General features: G+C 66.3%; 15 protein-coding genes. 8 read left to right on the plus strand and 7 right to left on the minus strand.

The window, feature by feature from the left end:
- From N6H05_RS24810 to N6H05_RS24825, 4 genes are all read right to left on the minus strand, one after another.
- Positions 1-939 carry an ROK family protein gene (locus tag N6H05_RS24810; protein WP_284112147.1) on the minus strand — a complete coding sequence of 313 codons (939 nt, stop codon included), beginning with the start codon at positions 937-939 and terminating at the stop codon, positions 1-3.
- A gap of 81 nt (positions 940-1,020) precedes the next feature.
- Positions 1,021-2,433 carry a succinylglutamate-semialdehyde dehydrogenase gene (astD, locus tag N6H05_RS24815; protein ID WP_284112148.1) on the minus strand — a complete coding sequence of 471 codons (1,413 nt, stop codon included), beginning with the start codon at positions 2,431-2,433 and terminating at the stop codon, positions 1,021-1,023.
- A 120-nt stretch (positions 2,434-2,553) separates the two neighbouring features.
- Positions 2,554-3,645 carry a tyrosine-protein phosphatase gene (locus N6H05_RS24820; protein WP_284112149.1) on the minus strand — a complete coding sequence of 364 codons (1,092 nt, stop codon included), beginning with the start codon at positions 3,643-3,645 and terminating at the stop codon, positions 2,554-2,556.
- A 21-nt stretch (positions 3,646-3,666) separates the two neighbouring features.
- Positions 3,667-5,931, minus strand: a complete 2,265-nt coding sequence (locus tag N6H05_RS24825) for a TonB-dependent receptor (RefSeq protein ID WP_284112150.1) — start codon at positions 5,929-5,931, stop codon at positions 3,667-3,669.
- Between the two features lie 226 nt (positions 5,932-6,157).
- On the opposite strand from N6H05_RS24825, the gene N6H05_RS24830 reads away from it, so the two are divergent.
- Positions 6,158-7,348 (plus strand): TetR/AcrR family transcriptional regulator, encoded by a 1,191-nt coding sequence (locus N6H05_RS24830; RefSeq protein ID WP_284112151.1) that lies wholly within the window; start codon positions 6,158-6,160, stop codon positions 7,346-7,348.
- A 2-nt stretch (positions 7,349-7,350) separates the two neighbouring features.
- Here N6H05_RS24830 and N6H05_RS24835 read toward each other — a convergent pair whose 3' ends face one another.
- From N6H05_RS24835 to N6H05_RS24845, 3 genes are read right to left on the minus strand one after another with little or no spacing between them, the layout of a single operon-like run.
- A complete protein-coding gene (locus N6H05_RS24835) occupies positions 7,351-8,190 on the minus strand; it encodes an SDR family NAD(P)-dependent oxidoreductase (RefSeq protein ID WP_284112152.1) in 840 nt (279 codons plus the stop codon).
- A 5-nt stretch (positions 8,191-8,195) separates the two neighbouring features.
- Positions 8,196-9,476, minus strand: coding sequence for a cytochrome P450 (locus N6H05_RS24840; RefSeq protein ID WP_284112153.1), 1,281 nt, complete (start codon positions 9,474-9,476; stop codon positions 8,196-8,198).
- The gene (locus tag N6H05_RS24845; RefSeq protein WP_284112154.1) at positions 9,473-9,790 is read right to left on the minus strand and encodes a 2Fe-2S iron-sulfur cluster-binding protein; all 318 of its coding nucleotides are present in this window, start codon (positions 9,788-9,790) and stop codon (positions 9,473-9,475) included. The genes N6H05_RS24840 and N6H05_RS24845 overlap by 4 nt, the downstream gene beginning before the upstream one ends.
- 179 nt (positions 9,791-9,969) lie before the next feature.
- Between N6H05_RS24845 and N6H05_RS24850 the strand changes: the two genes are divergently transcribed.
- From N6H05_RS24850 to N6H05_RS24880, 7 genes are all read left to right on the plus strand, one after another.
- The gene (locus N6H05_RS24850) at positions 9,970-11,262 is read left to right on the plus strand and encodes an amidohydrolase family protein (RefSeq protein WP_284112155.1); all 1,293 of its coding nucleotides are present in this window, start codon (positions 9,970-9,972) and stop codon (positions 11,260-11,262) included.
- On the plus strand, positions 11,259-12,668 hold the full coding sequence (locus tag N6H05_RS24855; protein ID WP_284112156.1) for an aromatic ring-hydroxylating oxygenase subunit alpha: 1,410 nt from the start codon (positions 11,259-11,261) through the stop codon (positions 12,666-12,668). Before N6H05_RS24850 ends, N6H05_RS24855 begins: the two co-directional genes overlap by 4 nt.
- Positions 12,669-12,677: 9 nt before the next feature.
- Positions 12,678-14,483, plus strand: a complete 1,806-nt coding sequence (locus tag N6H05_RS24860) for a hydantoinase B/oxoprolinase family protein (RefSeq protein WP_284112158.1) — start codon at positions 12,678-12,680, stop codon at positions 14,481-14,483.
- On the plus strand, positions 14,480-16,567 hold the full coding sequence (locus N6H05_RS24865; protein ID WP_284112159.1) for a hydantoinase/oxoprolinase family protein: 2,088 nt from the start codon (positions 14,480-14,482) through the stop codon (positions 16,565-16,567). Before N6H05_RS24860 ends, N6H05_RS24865 begins: the two co-directional genes overlap by 4 nt.
- Positions 16,564-17,676, plus strand: a complete 1,113-nt coding sequence (locus N6H05_RS24870) for a CaiB/BaiF CoA transferase family protein (protein ID WP_284112160.1) — start codon at positions 16,564-16,566, stop codon at positions 17,674-17,676. The genes N6H05_RS24865 and N6H05_RS24870 overlap by 4 nt, the downstream gene beginning before the upstream one ends.
- On the plus strand, positions 17,673-18,872 hold the full coding sequence (locus tag N6H05_RS24875) for a CaiB/BaiF CoA transferase family protein (protein WP_284112161.1): 1,200 nt from the start codon (positions 17,673-17,675) through the stop codon (positions 18,870-18,872). The genes N6H05_RS24870 and N6H05_RS24875 overlap by 4 nt, the downstream gene beginning before the upstream one ends.
- Positions 18,873-18,940: 68 nt before the next feature.
- On the plus strand, positions 18,941-19,801 hold the full coding sequence (locus N6H05_RS24880; RefSeq protein WP_284112162.1) for a class I SAM-dependent methyltransferase: 861 nt from the start codon (positions 18,941-18,943) through the stop codon (positions 19,799-19,801).
- Positions 19,802-19,828 lie beyond the last annotated feature (27 nt).

Genomic DNA, 19,828 nt, shown 5'->3' on the forward strand with positions numbered 1-19,828 from the left:
TCATGTGAGCTGATTGGCTTGACTTGCGGAAAATGCCATCGCCGCCAGTGCGATCGATCCCATCGGCCCCGCCTGCCCGCCCAGCGCCGGTGCAACGATATAAGTTCCCATTTCTGGCAAGCACATATAGCCATTGAGACTGACACGCAGCGCGGCGTCAATCCGGTCGATCAGATGCGGCTGGCCGGCCAGGACACCGCCACCCATCGCGATACGCAGAGGCCCGGTGCTGCACACCAATCCATGCGCCATCATGGCCAATGTGCCGACGATGAAATTCCAGACGGGATCGTCCGACCCGACATCGGATGGCGCACGACCGTTCAGCCGGGCGAGCAGGGCCGGGCCGGATGCCAAACCCTCGACGCAATCGGGATGATAAGGACAGACGCTGACGAAGCTGTCACCCGCCATGCGTGGCAGCCGGACATGGCCGATCTCGCTATGGCCGATGCCCCGCGTGGGCGCGCCATGGACGATGAGGCCGACCCCCACGCCCGTGCCGACGGTGACATAGGCAAAGTCGCGCAGTCCCTGCCCACATCCCCACAATATTTCCGCCATCGCCGCGCCATTGACGTCGGTGTCGAATGCGGCGGGCACAGCAAAGGCGCCGGCCAGCGTGCCAAAAATGTCGGCGCCCGGCCAGCCCGGCTTGGGCGTGGCGAGGATATGGCCATAGTCAGGCGAAGCGGGGTCGAGTTGCACCGGTCCGAAGGAGGCGATGCCGAGCGCGGCAAAGCCGCCCTGCCCTTCCCATTCGCGCAGAATGGCGAGGATGGCCGGCAGCGTTACTTCCGGCCGCGTGGTCGGCACGCTGCGCTGGTCAAGGATGGAATCGGGACCAGAGGCCAGCGTACAGACGCATTTGGTCCCGCCCAGCTCGACCCCGGCATAGGGCAGCGAAGGGACAGCGAAGGTGACGGTAGAATCGGACATGGTCGATCAGATAGCATCAAAGCAGGAAGATGAAGATCGTCACTCCGCCGACCTCCTCTGTACAAGCCGCGGACATTTGGGTCAGCCCGCCAGCCCCTTGATATCGGCAGTCAGGTCCAGCACGTCCCCAGCCTCGAAACTGGCGACCGGATAGGCGCAGTAATCGGCGGCATAGTAAGCGCTGGGGCGGTGGTTGCCCGATGCGCCCAGACCGCCGAACGGCATCGCGCCGCTGGCGCCGGTGGTCGGCCGGTTGCGGTTGACCACGCCGGCGCGGCTTTCCAGCAGGAACCGGTCCCACAGCGCATCGTCGGCGGACACCAGCCCAGCCGCCAGGCCATAGCGGGTCGCATTGGCGGCGGCGATCGCGGCGTCGAAATCGGCGACGCGGATCACCTGCAGCAGCGGTGCGAAAATCTCCTCATCGGGCGCATCCACCCCGGTCATGTCGATGATGCCCGGCGTCAGGAAGGCCGCGCCGAGGTCCGCCGGTTGTTCCAGCGGCAACAGTTCGACGCCGCCCAGCGCCAGCAGCGCGGCATGGCGCGCCCGGGCATGGGCCGCCGCCTCAGCCGAGATCAGCGCGCCCATATAGGGTTCAGGCTGGCTGTCCCAGGCGCCGATCGTCAGCCGCCGGGCCAGCGCCACGGTCGCGTCGAGGATTGCGTCGCCCGCCGCGCCCTGCGGCAGGATCAGCCGTCGCGCGCAGGAACAGCGCTGGCCTGCGGTAATGAAGGCCGACTGGACGATGATCGAGGCGCCCGCCTGCGCATCGCCATCCCAGGCGACCAGCGGATTATTGCCGCCCAGCTCCAGCGCCAGGATCACGCCCGGCCGGTCGGCCATCACGCGGGTAAAATGCGCACCCGCCGCCGCCGATCCGGTGAACAGCAGGCCGTCGATATCCTGCGCGATCAATGCCGCCCCAGTGTCCCGCCCCCCCTGCAACAGGGTGAAGACGCCATCGGGCAGGCCCGCGTCGCGGAAAGCCTGCGCCATCAATTCGCCCACCAGCGGGGTCAGTTCGGACGGCTTGAAGATGACCACATCGCCCGCCAGCAGGGCCGGCACGATATGCCCGTTGGGCAAATGACCGGGGAAATTATAGGGGCCAAGCACCGCCATCACGCCATGCGGCTTGTGGCGCAGCACCGCCCGACCGAACGGGGTCGCCTGCTCGCGCGATCCGGCGCGTTCTGCCTGGGCCGCGATCGAGATGTCGACCTTGCCGATCATCGAGGCGATTTCGGTCTTCGCCTCCCACAGCGGCTTGCCGGTCTCGCGTGCGATCGCCTTGGCAAAGGCATCGCTGCGGTCCGACAGCAGCGCCTTGTAGCGGCGGACATGATCCTCACGTTCGGATTGCGACAGTGCTGCCCAGGCCGGAAAGGCAGCGCGGGCGCGCGTCACGGCCGCTGCGCAGGTCGCGGCATCGGCCGCCTCCCCTTCCCACAGGAGCGTGTCGCTGGCCGGATCGATCGAACGGAAAATCATATGGCCTCCAGAAAGCGGGACGAGGATAGCGCACCCTTTTCCAGCCTCCTAGCGCCTTGCGGGCACGACGGGATAATGAATCCCGCCGCGCCCTTCATGCCGATCCGGAATAAGCGGTGCCTATTCCAGATAGGTGGTGCGCAGCGCCGCAATGTCCACCGGCGTCAGGCCGATTTCCTGGGCCAGATAGGCATCGACCGAACCCCAGCGCTTGTCGATTTCGGCGAAGGCATAGGTCAGGAAGGGCGTGCCGTCGGGCAGGACCAGCGGATTGGCCTTGGCCATCGCTCCGCCCTTCTGCATCTGCGCGAACATGCCGGCGATCGGGCTGCTCTGCGCCACGGCATCGCTCATCGGCGGCACTTCATATTGCGGGCGGCGCGACGGGGTCGAGAGCACATAGTCGCGATAGATGACATCGCGCGGCACGCCGAGCGCCGACAGGATCATCGCGCTGACAAAGCCGGTGCGGTCCTGCCCGGCCGAGCAATTATAGAGCAGCGGCCCGTCCTTCGACAGCAGGCGGGCGAAGACGATACGCAGCTGCGGCTTCAACTGGGTCGCCATATTGCCATAGGTGCCGGCATAGGCCGCGACCTGCTTGGCCGGGTCGATATTCTTGGCATCGAACTTCATGCCCTGCATCATCGCGGCCATCGAATAGCCGACCGCATTATAGGGGATGCCGTCCAGCTTGGTCGGCGCGAACAGCCGTTCCTCGTCCGAGCGGAGATCGACCAGATTGGCGACGCCCAGCGCCTTCACCTGCGCCACATCGGCCGGGGTCAGCATGGCCTGGCCGCCCGATCGATAGATCTGGCCCCAGCGGACATGTTTGCCGCCGGCCGCCGGATAGCCGCCCAGGTCGCGGAAGTTGGAGGATTGCTCCATCACCAGCACGCGTTCGGCCACGCGCGTCACCGCGCCGCTCTTGCTGTCGCGCAGCAGAAAATAGGGGCGGGTGCCCGGCGCCACCTGCACCTCCTGCACGCCATCCTTGTCCCTGGCCGAGACCAGCGTAGCGCTGGCGACGGGGGCATCGGGGCGATCGGCCTGCAACAGATCGACCGGATCGGCATCGCTCCAGCGGATCGCCAGCCTGTCGGGCGCCACCCGCTCCACCACCGGATCGGCGATGGTCCCGGCCAGGACTGCGGCCGGCATCATCAGAGGCAGTGCCGCCAGCGCGGCGCGGATCATCATCTTGCGCATGTTCGTCTCTCTCCCTCTATTTTAGAAGCGGACCGTGGCTTCCAGACCATAGGTGCGCGGTTCGTTGAAAATGCCGAGTTGCAGCGACGAGGAGCCGGTCTGGAAGAATGTGTGCTGTTCGTTGAACAGGTTGCGCGACCAGGCCGAAATCTGGAGCTTGGCGTCGCCCTTGAGCGTGATGTCGGCGAGCGACAGGCGGGCATTCACCAGGAAGGAGGAGTCGGTCAGCGCCGCGTCGCTGGACTGGGAATGATAGCCATCGCCGCCATTGGCATCGACATGGGCGCGCAGCGTCGCCCAGTCGAGCGGCAGGCTATAGTCGATCGCGCCGCTGAAGGCGTTCTTGGGCGTATAGACCACGAACACGGTCTGCAGCGCGTTGCCGGCAAAGGGATTGGCCGCCCGTGCCAGATCGCCCTTGGTATAGGCATAGGCGGCGGTCAGCGTCAGCCCCTCGACCGGCATCACCACCAGATCCGCCTCGAAGCCCTTGATCGTGCCATGGCCATCGACATTGACGGTCTCGATCGTGGTGCGGGTCGGGCCGCCCGGCACTTCGGACAGCACCGCGTTGAAGTCGATCTGCTGATTCTTGTAGATCGTCTTGTAGGCGGCCAGGTTCAGCCGGACATGATGGTCGAGAAACTCGCCCTTGAAGCCGATTTCGGAGGTCTCGACCTCCTCCGGCTTATAGGCGCGATAGGTGACGGAGCGGGAATTGGCGCCGCCGGCGCGATAGGCCGTCCCCCATTTGCCATAGAGATGGATATTGTCGGTCGCGTCGAACGCCAGAGTGACGGTCGGGTCGATCCGGCTGCTGGAAATGTCGAAGCGGAAATCCTTGTCGACGCCATTGACCTTGAACAGGTCGCCGCTCTTCTTGTCACGGGTATAGCGCGCGCCGCCGGTCAGGTGCAGCGCATCGTCCAGGATCGCCGGGGTCCAGGTCGCCTGGCCATAAAGGGCGAAGCTATCGGCCTTGGCGTCGCTGGCGCGATCGGGATAAGGCGTGACCTGGCCGGCTTCCAGCGTCGGCAGCCGGGTCGGCGCGTCAGCCGCCGTCGCGCCCCACTGCATGGTATAGGGCGCCCAGGCCCAATCCTCGCCCTTTTCATGATAATAATAGGCGCCGGCGACGAAATCGATGCGCGAGAGCGACCCCACCAGCTGCACTTCCTGACTGAACTGATTCTGGTCGAGACCTGCCAGGCTGTAGCGCGCGAACTTGGCATAGGGCGCGAAGGCGCCCTGATGCGCGCCGCCATTGTCATATTGGCTCTGGCTCAGTTCGCGATAGGAGGTGATGGAGCGCAGGTTGATGCCATCGGCCACCTGCCAATCCATATGCAGCGCATGGCCATGGGTCTTGCCGATGCTCTTCTGGATCGGCACGCCGATGTCCGCGGTCCTGGCGCGATCGGGCTGGACCTCGACCATGTCCGCGACCGGCAGACGGTCCGACTTGCCCAGCATCTGGAAATAATAGGGCGTGCTGGCGTCATAGGAGGTGTCGAAATCATATTGGGCGGAGAAGCGGCTGCTCGGCTCCCACAGCACTGCACCATGCATGCCGCGCTGGTCGAGCTGGTTATAATCCTCCTCGCCCGCCATCGGATTGTCAGTGGTGCCGCCGCGCTTGGTGACGAGCGCATCCAGCTTGACGCTCAAATTGGCGAAGCTGGGCAGGTCGAGATGGGTTTCGACCTTGTAGCCGTCATAGTTCATGACGCCCATGGTCTGGCTGAGGTGGAACGCGCCGCTCGGCTTCCTGCTGACGATGCTGAGCGCGCCGCCGGTCGAGTTGCGGCCGAACAGCGTGCCCTGCGGCCCCTTCAGCACCTCGATCCGTTCGATGTCGAACAGGGCGGTGCCCAGCCCCTGCGAGCGGCCGAGATAGACGCCGTCGATATAGATGCCGACGCCCGCGTCGCGGCTGGGCTGGTTGGCGTCAAACGGTACGATGCCGCGAATGCCGACGGTCAGCGCCGAATTGCGCGAGGCGAAGGGGGCGATGCGCAGCGACGGCACCGCGCCGTCGCCCAGATCCTTCAGGCTCACCACGCTGCGCGCCTTGAGGTCGTCGCTGCCCAGCACCGAAATGGCGATCGGCGTCTTCTGCAGATTGGTCTCGGTCTTCTGCGCGGTGACGACAATCGAACCAAGGCCGGCATCCCCTTCGTCAAGCGGCGCGTCCTCCGCATGGGCCGGGGCCACGAAGCCCGCCCCCATCAGCATGGTGCCGGCCAGAATGAGCGCGCGACGGCGCAGGACAGACGAATGGTTCATGATGCGTATCCCCCGAATGATGTTGAATTCGGAGGGGCAGTTAGAACGCTTGTATGCAGTCGCAGTTACATATGTATCTCAGTTCGATGACAGGAACAGCGGCAATATGACAGCGGCGAGACACGGATATCGCCCCGACGCAGCCTTTGCCAGTTCGGCGGGATATGGCATAAAGGACGCTATGGCGACGGCTGAAAATTTGGAAAAAACCTCGGAAATCGGCACAATGGAGCGACTTATCGAGGCCGTTCTCGACCTATGGGAACGCAATGGCGCGAGCGGCACATCGGCCCGCGCGATCAGCCGCCTCGCCCAGACCCCGGTGTCCGGAATCTACCACCACTTCGGATCAATGGAACATTTGTTTCTATCCAGCCACGAGCAGGCCCAGCGCGAGTCGGAACGCTGGTGCGCGGCGCGGGTGGCGGAACTGGGGGGTATCGCCCCCCTTTCGCGTGACGCCTTCGGGCCGTTGCTCGCCGCCCTGATCGACCAATGGTGCGAGGAACAGCGCCGCCTGGCCTTCGCCTGGCGCGAATGCCAGCTGATCGCCGCGCGGGACGATCGCTACGGCCCGGTCGCCCAACGCTGGACGGCAATGTGGCGAAACTTCTGGGAAGATGTCTGTGCGCGCTGCGGCCATGCGGGCCAGGGCGCCTTCACGGCCTATCTGTTCGATGGCGAGGCCACGCTGCACCTGATGCGCTGGCGCCGGCCGATCGACCGCGCGGGACTGGAAGAGTTGTGTGGCGGCTGGAACGACTGGCTGTGCGGTCGGCCGGCGCGCGATGGCGACTGGCGCCTCTATGCGCGAGCGCAGGCCGATCTGGCACTACCCGAACAGATCATCACCGGCGGAACGATGGAACAGGTTGCCGAAGCGGCCGCCGACGTGTTGGCGCGGGACGGCATGGGTGCCCTCACGCATCGCGCCGTCGCCGCGAAGGCTGGCCTGACCCTGGGCGTCATCTCCTATAATTTCCGGTCGAGTGCCGAACTGGTCCGTGCCGCGTTCGAGATGATCTATCGCCGGGTGGTGGGCAGCCGGGGCATCGCCCCTGCCGATCCGGTCGCCCTGTCGGAGGAAGAGGTCATGGCCCGCTATCGCACGCCCTTCCCGGCCAATGACCGGACATTGTCGGCGCTGGACGAACTGATGCTCGCGGCTGCCCGCGATAGCGCCCTCGCCAGCTTTGCGCCGCAACTGCGCTATCGGCGCGGTCGCACCAGCGGTGGCATGTTGCAGGCCCTGTTGGGACGCGAGATTTCGGGCCTGGAGGCCGCGCTTTTTTCCGGCTTCGCGTCGGGGCATCGCAAGGCCTGCTTCGGCCTTCCCGTCGATGAAGCAGCCGAACGGAGCGGTATCCTCATCACCCAATTGCGGGAAATGTTGCGTACCCCTTCTGCCGCTGGATGAGTTCAACCGGAGAGGGCACCGGCCCGCGCCGCCAATATATCCTCCAGATGGTTGACCGGATCGCCGGCCACTACGCCGCCCTCGACCGGCATGGCGATGCCGGTGATCTGACGCGCGCGGTCGCTGGCCAGGAACAATGCCGCCTGCGCCACATCCTCCGGCACGCCGCGCCGCTTCAAGGGCTGGTTGGAGAGATAGACCGCGTCGATCGCGGCATCGACCCGCGCCGCCCGGTCCGCCTCTGCCCCCTGCGCGCTGAAGGACGACAGGCTGGTGCGGATATGGCCGGGCACCAGGCAGTTCACGCGGATGCCATGCTGCGCGAGGTCAATCGCCACCGACTTGGAGAATTGGATCAGCCCCGCCTTGGACGCGCGATAGCTCATCATCGCCTGTCCGGCGAGCAGGCCCGCGATCGAGGCGTTGTTGAGGATGACGCCACCGCCATGATCCTTCATGTGCCGGGCCGCCGCCTGCGTCCCCAGCATCGGGCCGAGCAGATTGACCGCCATCACCCGATCGAAATCGGCCAGGCTGTCGTCCAGGAAATGCGGGAAGGGCGCGCAGCTGATCCCGGCATTGTTGAACAGGATGTGCAGCCCGCCAAAGGCATCGACCGCGCGCGCGACCATCGCCTGCACCTGCGCCCGGTCGGCGACATCGACCGCCATGAACAGCGCCGATGGCCCGAGCGCGGCGGCCAGCGCGGTGCCGGCCGCGACATCGCGGTCGGCGATCAGCACGTTGGCACCTTCCGCCACGAACAGCTCCACCGTGGCCCGGCCGATGCCGCCCGCGCCGCCGGTGACGATGGCGACCTTGCCCGCCAATTCTCCTGCCATGCGCCTCAACCCCGCCGGGTGAAGCGGATCGGCAGCCGCTCGATCGACTGGGTCGCGACCGTCGGCAGATAGCGGATATCCTCGGGCGCGATCGCCAGTTCGATATCGCCGATCCGCCGGACGATCTCGCGCGCCGCGACCTTGATCTCCATCCGCGCCAGCGCCAGGCCGATGCAGCGATGCACCCCGCCGCCAAAGGACAGGTGCCGGCCGATATTGGGCCGGTCGAGGTCGAAGCGGCGTGGATCGGGGAACACATCCTCCTGATCATTGGCCGAGGCATACATGAGCAGCAGATGCGCGCCGGCCGGCAGGATGCGCCCGCCCAGTTCCACCTCGCGCGTGGTCATGCGCGACAGGCCGCGCACCGGCGGCTCGATCCGCAGCAATTCCTCGACGAAACGGTTCATCAACCGATCGTCATCCACCGACGCTTGCAGCAAGGTCGCGATTTCCGGCCGGGTCGCGAGAATGTAGAAGAGATTGCCGAGCGCCGTCGCCGTCGTCTCATTGCCGGCGATCAGCAGCGCCCGGATCAACGACACAGCCTCGGCAAAGGTCAGCGCCTGGCCATCGGCATCGCGGGCATGGACCAGGTCGGAAATCATGTCCTCGCGCGGGTCGGCCTCGCGCTCGCGCATCTTGGCGATCAGATACTGTTGCAGGTCGCAAATCTCGCGCGCATGGCCCAGCATCTGCGCGCGATCCTGCATCCGGCCGATCTGCGCCGTCACCGCGATCGACCAGCGCGCGATGCGGTCCTTCATCGCCCAGTCGAGGCCGAGTTGCTCGCAGATGATCCGCACCGTCAGCGGCACCGCGAAATCCTGCACCGCGTCCGCCTCGCCCCGGTCGGCAACGCTGTCGATCAGGTCGGTCACGACCTTGGTGATACGCGGCTCCAGTTCCTTCACCCGATGGGCGCTGAACGCCTTTTCCATCAGCTTGCGGATGCGGGTATGATAGGGCGGGTCGGACATGATCGCGTCAGGGAAATAGCCACCGCCGTCGCGCTCCAATATCTGCTGGAACTCCTGCTGGAAGCCCTTGGCCTGCTGCGTGTGATAGCCCTTGTTCACCGAATAGGTGATCGGATCCTGCTGGATCGTAGCGATATCCTCGTAGCGGGACACCAGATACATGCCGAGCTTCTCGTCCCAATGGACCGGGTCGAGCGACCGCATCGCCGCATAATAAGCACGCGGCCGGGCCGAGATGATCGGATCGGTCATCGACGCGGTGTCGAGCAGGCTGCGCGCTTCGGGCGCCAGGGTGTCTTGCGTCATGGCTGCGCCACCACGACGCGCAGGCCGTCGAGCGCCTGGCTCAGGCGGATCTGACAGGCAAGGCGGCTGGTGTCGCCCGCGACATCGGACACCATGTCGAGCATCGCATATTCGATCTCATCGGGCGCCCCGGTGCGATCGACCCAGGCCGGATCGACATGGACCAGGCAGGTCGCGCAGGAACAGGCGCCACCACAATCGGCCGCGATTCCGTCGATCCCGTTCGCCTTGGCCAGTTCCATCAGCGACAGGTCACCCTCCCCGGCGACCGCCTGCTCCACGCCATGCACATCCACAAAGGTGACCCGCACCATCGACATCCTTCTCCTCATGAAGGGGCAGGATGGCGGACCCGGGCCGGGGCGGAAAGGCATGGCGCCGCGCAGCCGCTTGACTGGCGCGGCAGGCCGGGCGGCGGCGAGAGGACACGCCAAGTGCGCGTGCAGTCATTGGGTCAGGAAAGGGCGCGGCCTAATCTTCACCGCAGAAGAGGATGCCATTCGTGCCGACGACGCTCATCGCCAACGCCACCATCTGGGATGCCACCGGCGCGCCTGCCTTTGCCGGCGACCTGCTGATTGAAGGCAACCGCATCCTTGCGGTCGGGCCGGATGCCAGTGCCGGCCGCGCGCCGGCCGATCAGGTCATCGACGGCAGCGGCAAGACGCTGATGCCCGGCCTCACCGAAGGCCATGCCCATATCTCCTTCGGCGACGCCGCCTCGACCGAAGATCTGATCGCGCCCTCGCCCGAAGCGCACACGCTCATCACCGCGCGCATGGCTGGACGCCTGATCGATCAGGGCTTCACCAGCTGCTATGGCGCGTCGGCGGCCAAGCTCAAACTGGACGTCGCGGTGCGCGACGCGGTCGATGCCGGCCATATCCCCGGCCCCCGTATCCGCGCCGGATCGACCGAGATCACGGTCACCGGCGGCATGGGCGACGAGAGCAGACTGCACAATCCGCGCATCGGCATATCCTGCGTCGTCGACGGGCCGGAGGAGATGCGCCGCGCGGTGCGGCTGGCGATCCGCGAGGGTTGCGACAATATCAAGCTCGATGTCTCGGGCGACCCCTTCTATCCCGGCAGTCCGGCCCATGTGACGCCGATGGCGTTCGCGGAAGTGCAGATGGCGGTCGACACCGCTCATGCTTTCGGCCGCAAGGTGAACGCCCATAGCCGGTCGATAGAAGGCAGCAAATATTGCGTCCGCGCCAGAGTCGATGGCCTGTTCCATGTCGAATATGCCGACAGCGAACTGCTCGACATGCTGGAGGAAGCGAAGGACCGGATCGTCATCGCGCCCTCGATCGGACTGTTCCATGCGATGATCCATCATGGCGAACCCTGGATCAGCCGCGCCGCCTGCGACGCGATGGGCATAGCCGCACTGATCGAAGCATCGGTCGAGACTCACACCGAATTGCGCAAGCGCGGCATCCGCCATCTGATCGGCGGCGACTATGGCCTGGCCTGGAACCCGCAGGGCACCAACGCCCGCGATATCCAGCTGATGATCGACTATTATGGCTATGACGCCGCCGGCGCGCTGGCCTGTGCCACCCGCAATGGCGGGCAGGCGATGCGCGACCAGGGCGATCTTGGCACTTTGGTGCCCGGCGCGCTCGCCGACATGCTGCTGGTGGACGGCGATCCGCTGGCCGACGTCACCATCCTCGAAGACAAGAACCGGCTGGCCATGGTGATGAAGGACGGCGCGATCCACAGCATCGCGCTCGGCCTGATCGACTGTGCCACGCCCGCCCAACGGAGAGTTGCATGAACATGGAAAGCGGCCCCGTGGCGGCGGGCGATGCCCGCTGCCCGGCGATCAGCACGCAGGATATCATCGCCCGCGACAAGGTCGCCGCGCCCGGCTGGGTGCGCAGCGAATCCTACGCCTTCCTGGGCAGCGAGGACATTTCCACCGATCGCTATATCGATCCCGATTTCGCGCGGCGCGAGATGGACAGCCTGTGGACGCGCAGCTGGCAATTCGCCTGCCGCGAGGAGCATATACCGGAAGTCGGCGACTATCAGGTCTATGAGATCGGCCGCCATAGCTTCATCATCACCCGTGTCGCGGCGGACGAAATCCGCGCCTATTATAATGCCTGCCTGCATCGCGGCACCAAGCTGCGCGCCTCGGGATCGGCCGGCTGTGCCAGCGAGTTCAAATGCAGTTTCCATGGCTGGAGCTGGAACGTCGACGGGTCCAGCAAGAGCATCACCTGCCCCTGGGACTTTCCCCATGTCGACCCGGCCAACAACAGCCTGCCGCAGGTCCGCGTGCAGATGCTGGGCGGCTTCGTGTGGATCAACATGGACCCGGACGCACCCAGCCTGGAGGCGTATCTGGGCGCTGAGGCGCTGGCCCATATAAAGGCGTGGAAGCTGGAGGATCGCTATATCCACCTCCATGTCCAGAAGAGCTTTCCGGCCAACTGGAAGCTGACGATCGAGGCCTTCATGGAGGCCTATCATGTGATCGAGACCCACCCGCAGGTGGCCCCGTCCAATGCCGACGCGAACAGCCAATATGATGTCTATGGCGATCATGTGAACCGCTTCATCTCCTGCCTGGGCGTCGCCTCTCCGCATCTGGAGGGGCGCTTTTCCGAGCAGGATATTCTCGACCAGTTCACCGTCGGCGACGCATCGGTGCTGAGCGAGGACCGGCCGCAAGTGGGCGACGGCACCGCGCGCCAGGCGATGGCCGACCTGTTCCGCACCATGTTCGGCGCGGCCACCGGCAGCGACCTCAGCGCCACATCCGACAGCGAGATGCTCGACTGCTTCTCCTACACCCTCTTCCCCAACACCTACCTCTTCCCCGGCGTGTCGCTGCCGATGGTCTATCGCTTCCGCCCGGACCCGAAGGATCATCGCCGCTGCATCTATGAGGTGTTCTTCCTGCGGCCGGTGCCGGATGGCGGCGCGCGGCCCGAACCGGCCGAGCCGATCCTGCTGACGGACGAACAAAGCTTCTGCGAGGCGCCGGGCATGGATGCCGGCTTTGGCAAGATCCTCGATCAGGATACCGACAACCTCTTCCTTCAGCAGGAAGGGATAGAGGCGAGCGCCAAGCGCGGCCTGACGCTGGGCAATTATCAGGAAATCCGCATCCGCCATTTCGAGCAGGCGGTCGATCGCTATGTCGCCATGCCGCCGCTGCGGCCCGGACGCTGAGGCCGGCCCATGACCTTTGCCCTGAACGCGCAACTGGCCGCCAAGCGCCCGCCCCTGCCGACCGCAACGGTGATCGATCCGGTCACCGCCAGCATCATTCGCGGCGCGCTGGAAACGGTCTGCTATGAGGCAACGACCCATCTCGGCCGCGCGGCCTCCTCGCCGATCATCAACCAGTCGAACGAGCGCAATGCGGCGATCGTCGATGCCCATGGGCGGCTGGCCATGGGGTCGATCGGTACGCCGCATCTGACCTTCGTGTCGCAACTCACGGTCCGCTACGGGCTGATGCAGCAGCATGCCTATGACTGGGGGCCGGGCGATGTCTTCGTCGGCAACGACCCCGATTATGGCGGCGGCCACCTGCCCGACTATAATGTCTATGCGCCGGTCTATGACGCGGCGGGCGACCTTGTGCTGGTCCAGGCGCTGCAGGCGCATCAGGGCGATACCGGCGGCAAGGATCCGGGCGGCTTCACCCTCGACGCCACCGACATCTTTACCGAAGGACTGGCCATCCCCTGCCTGAAGCTGGTCCATCGCGGCGAGAAGCGGCGCGACGCCATCCATCTGCTCGAACGAAACAACCGTTTCCCCAGCTTCGCCGGCGATCTCGCCGCGATGATCGGCGCGGTCGAGAAGGCAACCGTCTCGATCCGCGCGATCCTCGACAAATGGGGCGCGGACATGGTGCGCGCGGCGGTCAATCATGCGATCGACCAGTCGGAAAGGCAGATGCGCGCCACCGTCTCCGCCTGGCGCGACGGCCGCTATGATGCGACCGTCCATATCGATCATGACACGATGGGGACCAGGGATATCCGCGTCCAGGTCGGCTGCACCGTCGCCGGCGACCAGCTGACCGTCGACCTCAGCGGCACCGACGATCGGCAGGATCTGGTCGGGGTGTGGAACACCTTTGCCAATTCGCGCGGTTATATCATGACCCAGATCGCCGCCAGTATCGATCCCGACATCGTCAAGAATGAAGGGCTGTTCAACGCGGTCGAGATCATCCTGCCCGAAGGCTGCATCGCCCATCCCGCGCCCAATCGCCCGGCGGCGCTCGGCTCCTTCCACCCCGCCTGCGAGATTACCGAAGCGGTGTGCGTCGCCCTGTCGCAGGTCGCCCCCGACCGGTCCGCGCCGCAGGTCTACAAGATCGGCATGCCCAATGCGGTGATCGGTTTTGATCCGCACGGCCAGATGTGGATGGACCAGGGCGTCGATTGCCGTTCGATGGACGTATCGGCGGTGCAGGGCATTGACGGCTGGGGCAGCTGCCCGGTCTCGCTCGGCAATTTGCTGCTGTCGCAGGCGGAGGATGGCGAGGCGCGCTTCCCGGTGATCAACATCAGCCGCGAACTGGTGACCGACAGCGGCGGCGCGGGCCAGTGGCGCGGCATGCCGGGCAGCCGCAATGTGAAGCAGATATTGGAACCGGCGATGGCGATGGCCTGGATGGTCAGCCATGACCATCCGATCAGCGGCCTGGCCGGTGGCGCCGACGGCACCCCCTATCTCAATCATTTTCAGGTCGGGACGCCCGAAGAATATCGGGTCGAACTGACGGCACGGGCGCAGCTGCCGGCGGGCGCGGTGATCGCCTATCAGCATGGTGGTGGTGCCGGTTTCGGCCCGGCGCTGCGCCGCGATCCGCAGGCGGTGTGCGAGGATGTGCTGGACGAGCTGGTGAGCATCGCCGCCGCCCGCGACCTTTATGGCGTGGTGCTGACCGGCAGTCTGGAAGATTACAGCCTGGCGGTGGACCATGCCGCCACGGCAGCATTGCGCGGGGAGCGGATCGCGGCATGAGCTATCGCGTCGGCATCGATATTGGCGGCACCTTCACCGACTTCGCCCTGCTGAAGGATGGGCCAGAGAACCGGCAGGTCATCCTGCACAAGAATCTGAGCACCCCACAGGATCGCTCGATCGGCGTGATGGAGGGGCTGGAGACGCTGGCCGGCAAGGAGGGGCTGTCGCTGGGCGCCTTCCTCGCCCGCTGCGAGGCGATCGTCCACGGCACCACGGTCGCGGACAATATATTGATCGAGATGGACGGCGCCGTCACCGGCCTCATCACCACCCAGGGTTTCCGCGACGAAATGGAATATCGGCGCGGCTACAAGGAAAGCATCTGGGACGTGCGGCTGGAGCCGCCAATCCCGATCGTGCCGCGCCGCCGCCGGCTGACCGTGCCCGAACGGGTGCTGGCCGATGGCAGCGTGCATGAAGAACTGGACGAGGCGGCGGTCCGCGAGGCCTGTGCCAGGCTGCGCAAGCAAGGCGTCGAATCCGTCGCGATCGGCCTGATCTTCGCCCATGTGAACGGCGATCATGAGGATCGGGTGGCGCAGATCGTGGCGGAGGAGATGCCCGGCATCCCCGTCTCGCTCGGCCACCGCATCCTGTCGCGCGCGCCCGAATATGACCGGATCAGCACGACGGTGGTGAACGCCTATGTCGCGCCGCGCGTGAATGCCTATCTCGAACGGCTGGTCAGTCGGCTCGCCGACGCCGGCTATGCAAAGCAATTGATGGTGATGCAGGCATCCGGCGGGGTGATGACCCGCACCTATATCGAAGCCGCGCCGATCCGCCTGCTCGCCTCCGGCCCGGCCGGCGGCGTCATCGCATCGGCGCGGACCGGCGGCGCCAAAGGCTATCGCAACCTGCTGTGCGTCGACATGGGCGGCACCAGCTATGACATGTCGGTGGTGCGGGACGGCGCGGCTCCAGCCGAAGCGGGATGGAATATGCATCACCGCTATCTGGTCGGCGTGCCGATGGTGCAGGTGGAAACGCTGGGCGCGGGCGGCGGATCAATCTGCCATGTCGACAAGGGCGAGCTGAAGGTCGGCCCCGCCTCCGCCGGCGCGGCGCCGGGGCCGATCTGCTATGGCAGGGGCGGGTTGCGGCCGACCGTGACCGACGCGCTGCTGATGCTGGGCATCCTCTCCATCGGCGAGGGCTTTGCCGGCGGCAGCTTCCGCCTGCGCGACGAGGGCGTGGCGGAGGCCTTCGCGGCATTGGGCGCGCAGCTGGGCTATGATGCGCAGCAGGCGGCGTTCGATTGCTGGCGGCTGGTCAACGCCAACATGACCCAGGCGGTGCGGCGCACGACGGCGGCCAAGGGCATGGACCCGACCGACATGGTGATGCTGGCCTATGGCGGCAACGGCCCGGCCTTCGCCGCGATCCAGGCGCAGGATCTGGGGATCGGCCAGGTGCTGGTGCCGCGCGCCTCCCCCACTTTCTCCGCGCTCGGTACGCTGGTCGCCCATCCGGCGATCGATGAGGAACGATCGTGCAGTGCGCGCGCCGATGCGCTGGACCTCGACCGGCTGCGCGGCCTGTGGGCCGATCTGGCCGCCGATGCCGCCGCGCATTTTGCCGAGGCGGGCTTTGCCGCCGATGCAGTGCAGGCGCGCTGGCGGGTCGCGATGCGCTATGCCGGGCAGAATTGGGCGCTGACCTTCGACCTGCATGAAGGCCAGGGACTGGATGATCTGGGCTTTGTCGACGAGACGCTGTCGGCCCGCGCCCTCGCCGCCTTCAACGCGCGGCATCTGGCCGAATATGGCCATGTTCGTGAGGGCGAAGTGCCCGAGATCACCGGCGTGCGTCTGACCGCCCAGGTCGAAACACCGATGCCACCCGCAGGCGGCGGCTTCACCGCGCCGGTCGTGGAACCCGCGCCGCACGGCTATCGCCGCGCCAATCTGGGCCATGGCTTTGCCGATGTCGCGATCCACAAGGGGCCGGACCTGATCCCCGGCGCCCGCGTCACCGGCCCGGCAATCATCGAGGAGCTGTTCACCACCATCGCCGTCTATCCCGGCTGGCAGGCACGGGTCGATGATGTCGGCGACTATCTGCTGGTGCGCCAGCCATGACGGCGCTGGCCGGGCTGGTGATCGTGGAGACGGCGGAGCGGGTGGCGGGCGAATTTGCCGGCCGGCTGCTCGCCGATTTCGGCGCGGAAGTGATCAAGATCGAACGGCCCGGCGGCGCGCCGACCCGCGCCATGGGGTCGTTTCATGACGGGCAGAGCACCTTGTTCCGCTATCTCAACAGCAACAAGAAATCGGTGCTGCTCGATCTTGAAGCGCCGCAGGACCGCGCGCTGATCGACCGGCTGCTGGCGCGCGCCGATGCGCTGATCGACGATCATGGGCCGGACTGGGCGACGCAGCACGGACTGGCGCTGGAGAGCCAGCCCGATATCGTCCATTGCGTCATCACCCCCTTTGGCCAGGACGCCCCGCCCCATTGGCAGGTCGCGCGCCCGATCAACGTGATGAATGCCGGTGGCTGGGCCTGGCACACGCCCAGCGAGAGCGCGCCCGACCGGCCACCGCTGATGGGCGCAGGCCGGTTCATGAGCGATTATGAGGCGGGGCTGGAGGCCGCGCTCTGCACTGCCGCGTCGCTGCTGCGCAAGCGGCGGACCGGCATGGGACAGGCGATCGACATCAGCGAGGTCGCGGTCCAGCTTTCGCGCGCCGACTGCGTGCTGGGGCGGATGCTTGCCGGGGATGCGGAGCCGGGGCCGGAGCGCACCCGCTATGACATGGGTGGACCGGGCGCGGCCTTTGCCTGCGCCGATGGCCATGTCTATCTGCTGATGACGACGCGTGCGCACTGGCGCGGGCTGTGCGCGCTGATGGGCGATCCCGACTGGACCGCAGCCTTCCCGGAGGACTGGCTGGAATATCATTGCACCCCCGACCGGGTCGCCGATTTCCGCCGGCATTTCCGCGCCTGGATCGCGACCCAGGCCAAGGATGCAGTGGCACAGGCGGCGCAGCAGGCGGGTGTCCCGCTGGTGCAGGTCAACAGCGCCGCCGACCTGATCGACCATGTCCAATATCGGCATCGCGGCTTCTTCCAGCCGCTGGACGGCGCACGGCATCCCACCGTGCCCTATCGCATGAGCGCCTCGCCGGTGCGGCTGCACAGCCCGGCTCCTGCGGCGGGCGCCGATCAGGCGATGCTGGCATGAGCCGGGGCGGACCGCTCGCCGGCATCCGTGTGCTGGAAATCGCCAAGGTCTGGGCCGGCCCCTATGCCGGCAAGCTGCTCGCCTTCCTCGGCGCGGAGGTCATCAAGGTCGAAAGCCGCGCCAATCTGGACGAGATGCGCGCCTATGGCGGGGTCGACATCGACAGCGCGCCCTATTTCCGCAGCATCAATCAGGAGGTGCTGAGCGTCCAGCTCGACATGAAATCGGACGAGGGCATGGCCCATCTGCGCGCGATGATCGCCGCGTCCGATGTGCTGATCGACAATCTGCGGCCCGGTGCGATGGAGCGATCGGGCCTGGGCTATGAGGATGTCCGCGCGATCCGCCCCGACATCATCCAGCTCTCGATCAAAATGTATGGCAGCGACGGGCCGCTCGGCTACCAGACCGGCTATGCCCCCTGTTTCGCGGCGCTGGGCGGGCTCAACGCGCTGGTCGGCCATGCCGGCGAGACGCCGGCCGGCATGAATATCCGCTATGGCGATTCGACCGTCGGCGCGGCCGCCGCACTGGCGATCGTCGCCGCACTCCATCATCGCGAGACGACCGGCGAGGGCCAGTTTATCGACCTGTCGGCGGTCGAGACGCTGTCGATGATGGTCGGTGACAGCCTGTTCGCCTATGGCCTGACCGGCGAGCTGCCGCAGGCGACGGGCAACGCCCATGCCGCCATGGCGCCCCATGGCTGCTACCCGTGCGCGGAGGGGCAATGGCTGAGCATGGCCATCGCCGACGATCGCGAATGGGCGGCTTTCTGCGCTACCATCGGCGCACCCCAGCTTGTCGCCGATCCCCGCTTCGCCGATGCGTCCGACCGGCTGGCCAACCGGGACGCGCTCGACGCGACGATCGCCCAACGCAGTCCCGAATGGGATGCCGAGGCGATGGCGCAGGCTCTGCTTCTGGCGGGCGTGCCGGCCTTTCGCAGCCAGTCCTCGCTCGACCTGATCGGCAGCGAGGCGCTCTGGGCGCTGGGCGCCTATCGCATGGTCAGCGACGCCAAGGGCGAGCCGCGACCGATCATCGGGCCGGGCTGGCGCATGACACCGGACGAGGCCAGCATCACCCGTGGCGCACCTTTGCTCGGCGAGCATAACCATCTGGTCTATGGCGAGATATTGGGATTGAGTAACAGCGAAATTGACGACCTGATCGCCCGTCGCGTCATTTGGTGATTGCCCGCTCTTGCAAGTTGGTCCGCAGCCATTAGATTTTTGCGAACGATTCGCAAAAAGGAAAGCAAATGGCGCAGCCCAATGTCTATCAGGTGTCCGACTGGAACGGATCGAGCGGCGAACGCTGGGTCACGCACCGGCAGCGGCTCGATGCGATGCTCGCGCCCTTTGGCGATGCGGCGATCACGGCGGCGACGGTTCAGCCGGGCGAGCGCGTGCTGGACGTCGGATGCGGCGCGGGCACCAGCAGCATCGCCCTTGCCCGCCAGGTCGGCGCAACCGGTGAAGTGCTGGGCCTCGACATTTCCGGACCGCTGATTGCCTTGGCTCAGTCGCAGCAGCCCGCCGACCTGCCGATCCGCTACACCCTGGCCGATGCCGGCAGCGCGACATTGACCACCCATGGCTTCAACCTGCTCTTCTCGCGCTTTGGCGTGATGTTCTTCGACGATCCGGTGGCCAGCTTCGCCCATATGCGGCGCTGGCTGCGTCCTGGCGGCCGGATCGCCTTCGTCTGCTGGCGCGCGGCGGCGGACAATGATTGGGTGCGCCTGCCGATGGGCGCGATCCGCGACATCGTGCCGCCGCTGACGCCGCCCGACCCCGAAGCACCCGGCCCCTTTTCCTTTGGCGATCCGGCACGGGTAACGCGCATCCTGACCGAGACCGGCTTTGCCGCAATCGACCTTGCCCCGATCGATAGCCTCATCCCCTTCGGCCAGGGTGCCAACCGTGAGGCCGCGCTGGACGATGCGCTCGCCATGGCGTTCGAGGTCGGCCCACTCTCCCGCGCGCTGGCCGATCAGGCCGCCGATGTACGGGATCGCGCCGCCCAGGCGGTGCGCCAGGCCTTTGCCGCAAGACCGGGCGAGACGGCGATCCTGATCGACGGCGCCGCCTGGATCGTGACCGCCACCAATCCGGGCTAGAGGAGCCGCACCGGCCGGGATATAGGC

This window comes from Sphingobium sp. WTD-1, assembly GCF_030128825.1.
Classification (GTDB): Bacteria; Pseudomonadota; Alphaproteobacteria; order Sphingomonadales; family Sphingomonadaceae; genus Sphingobium.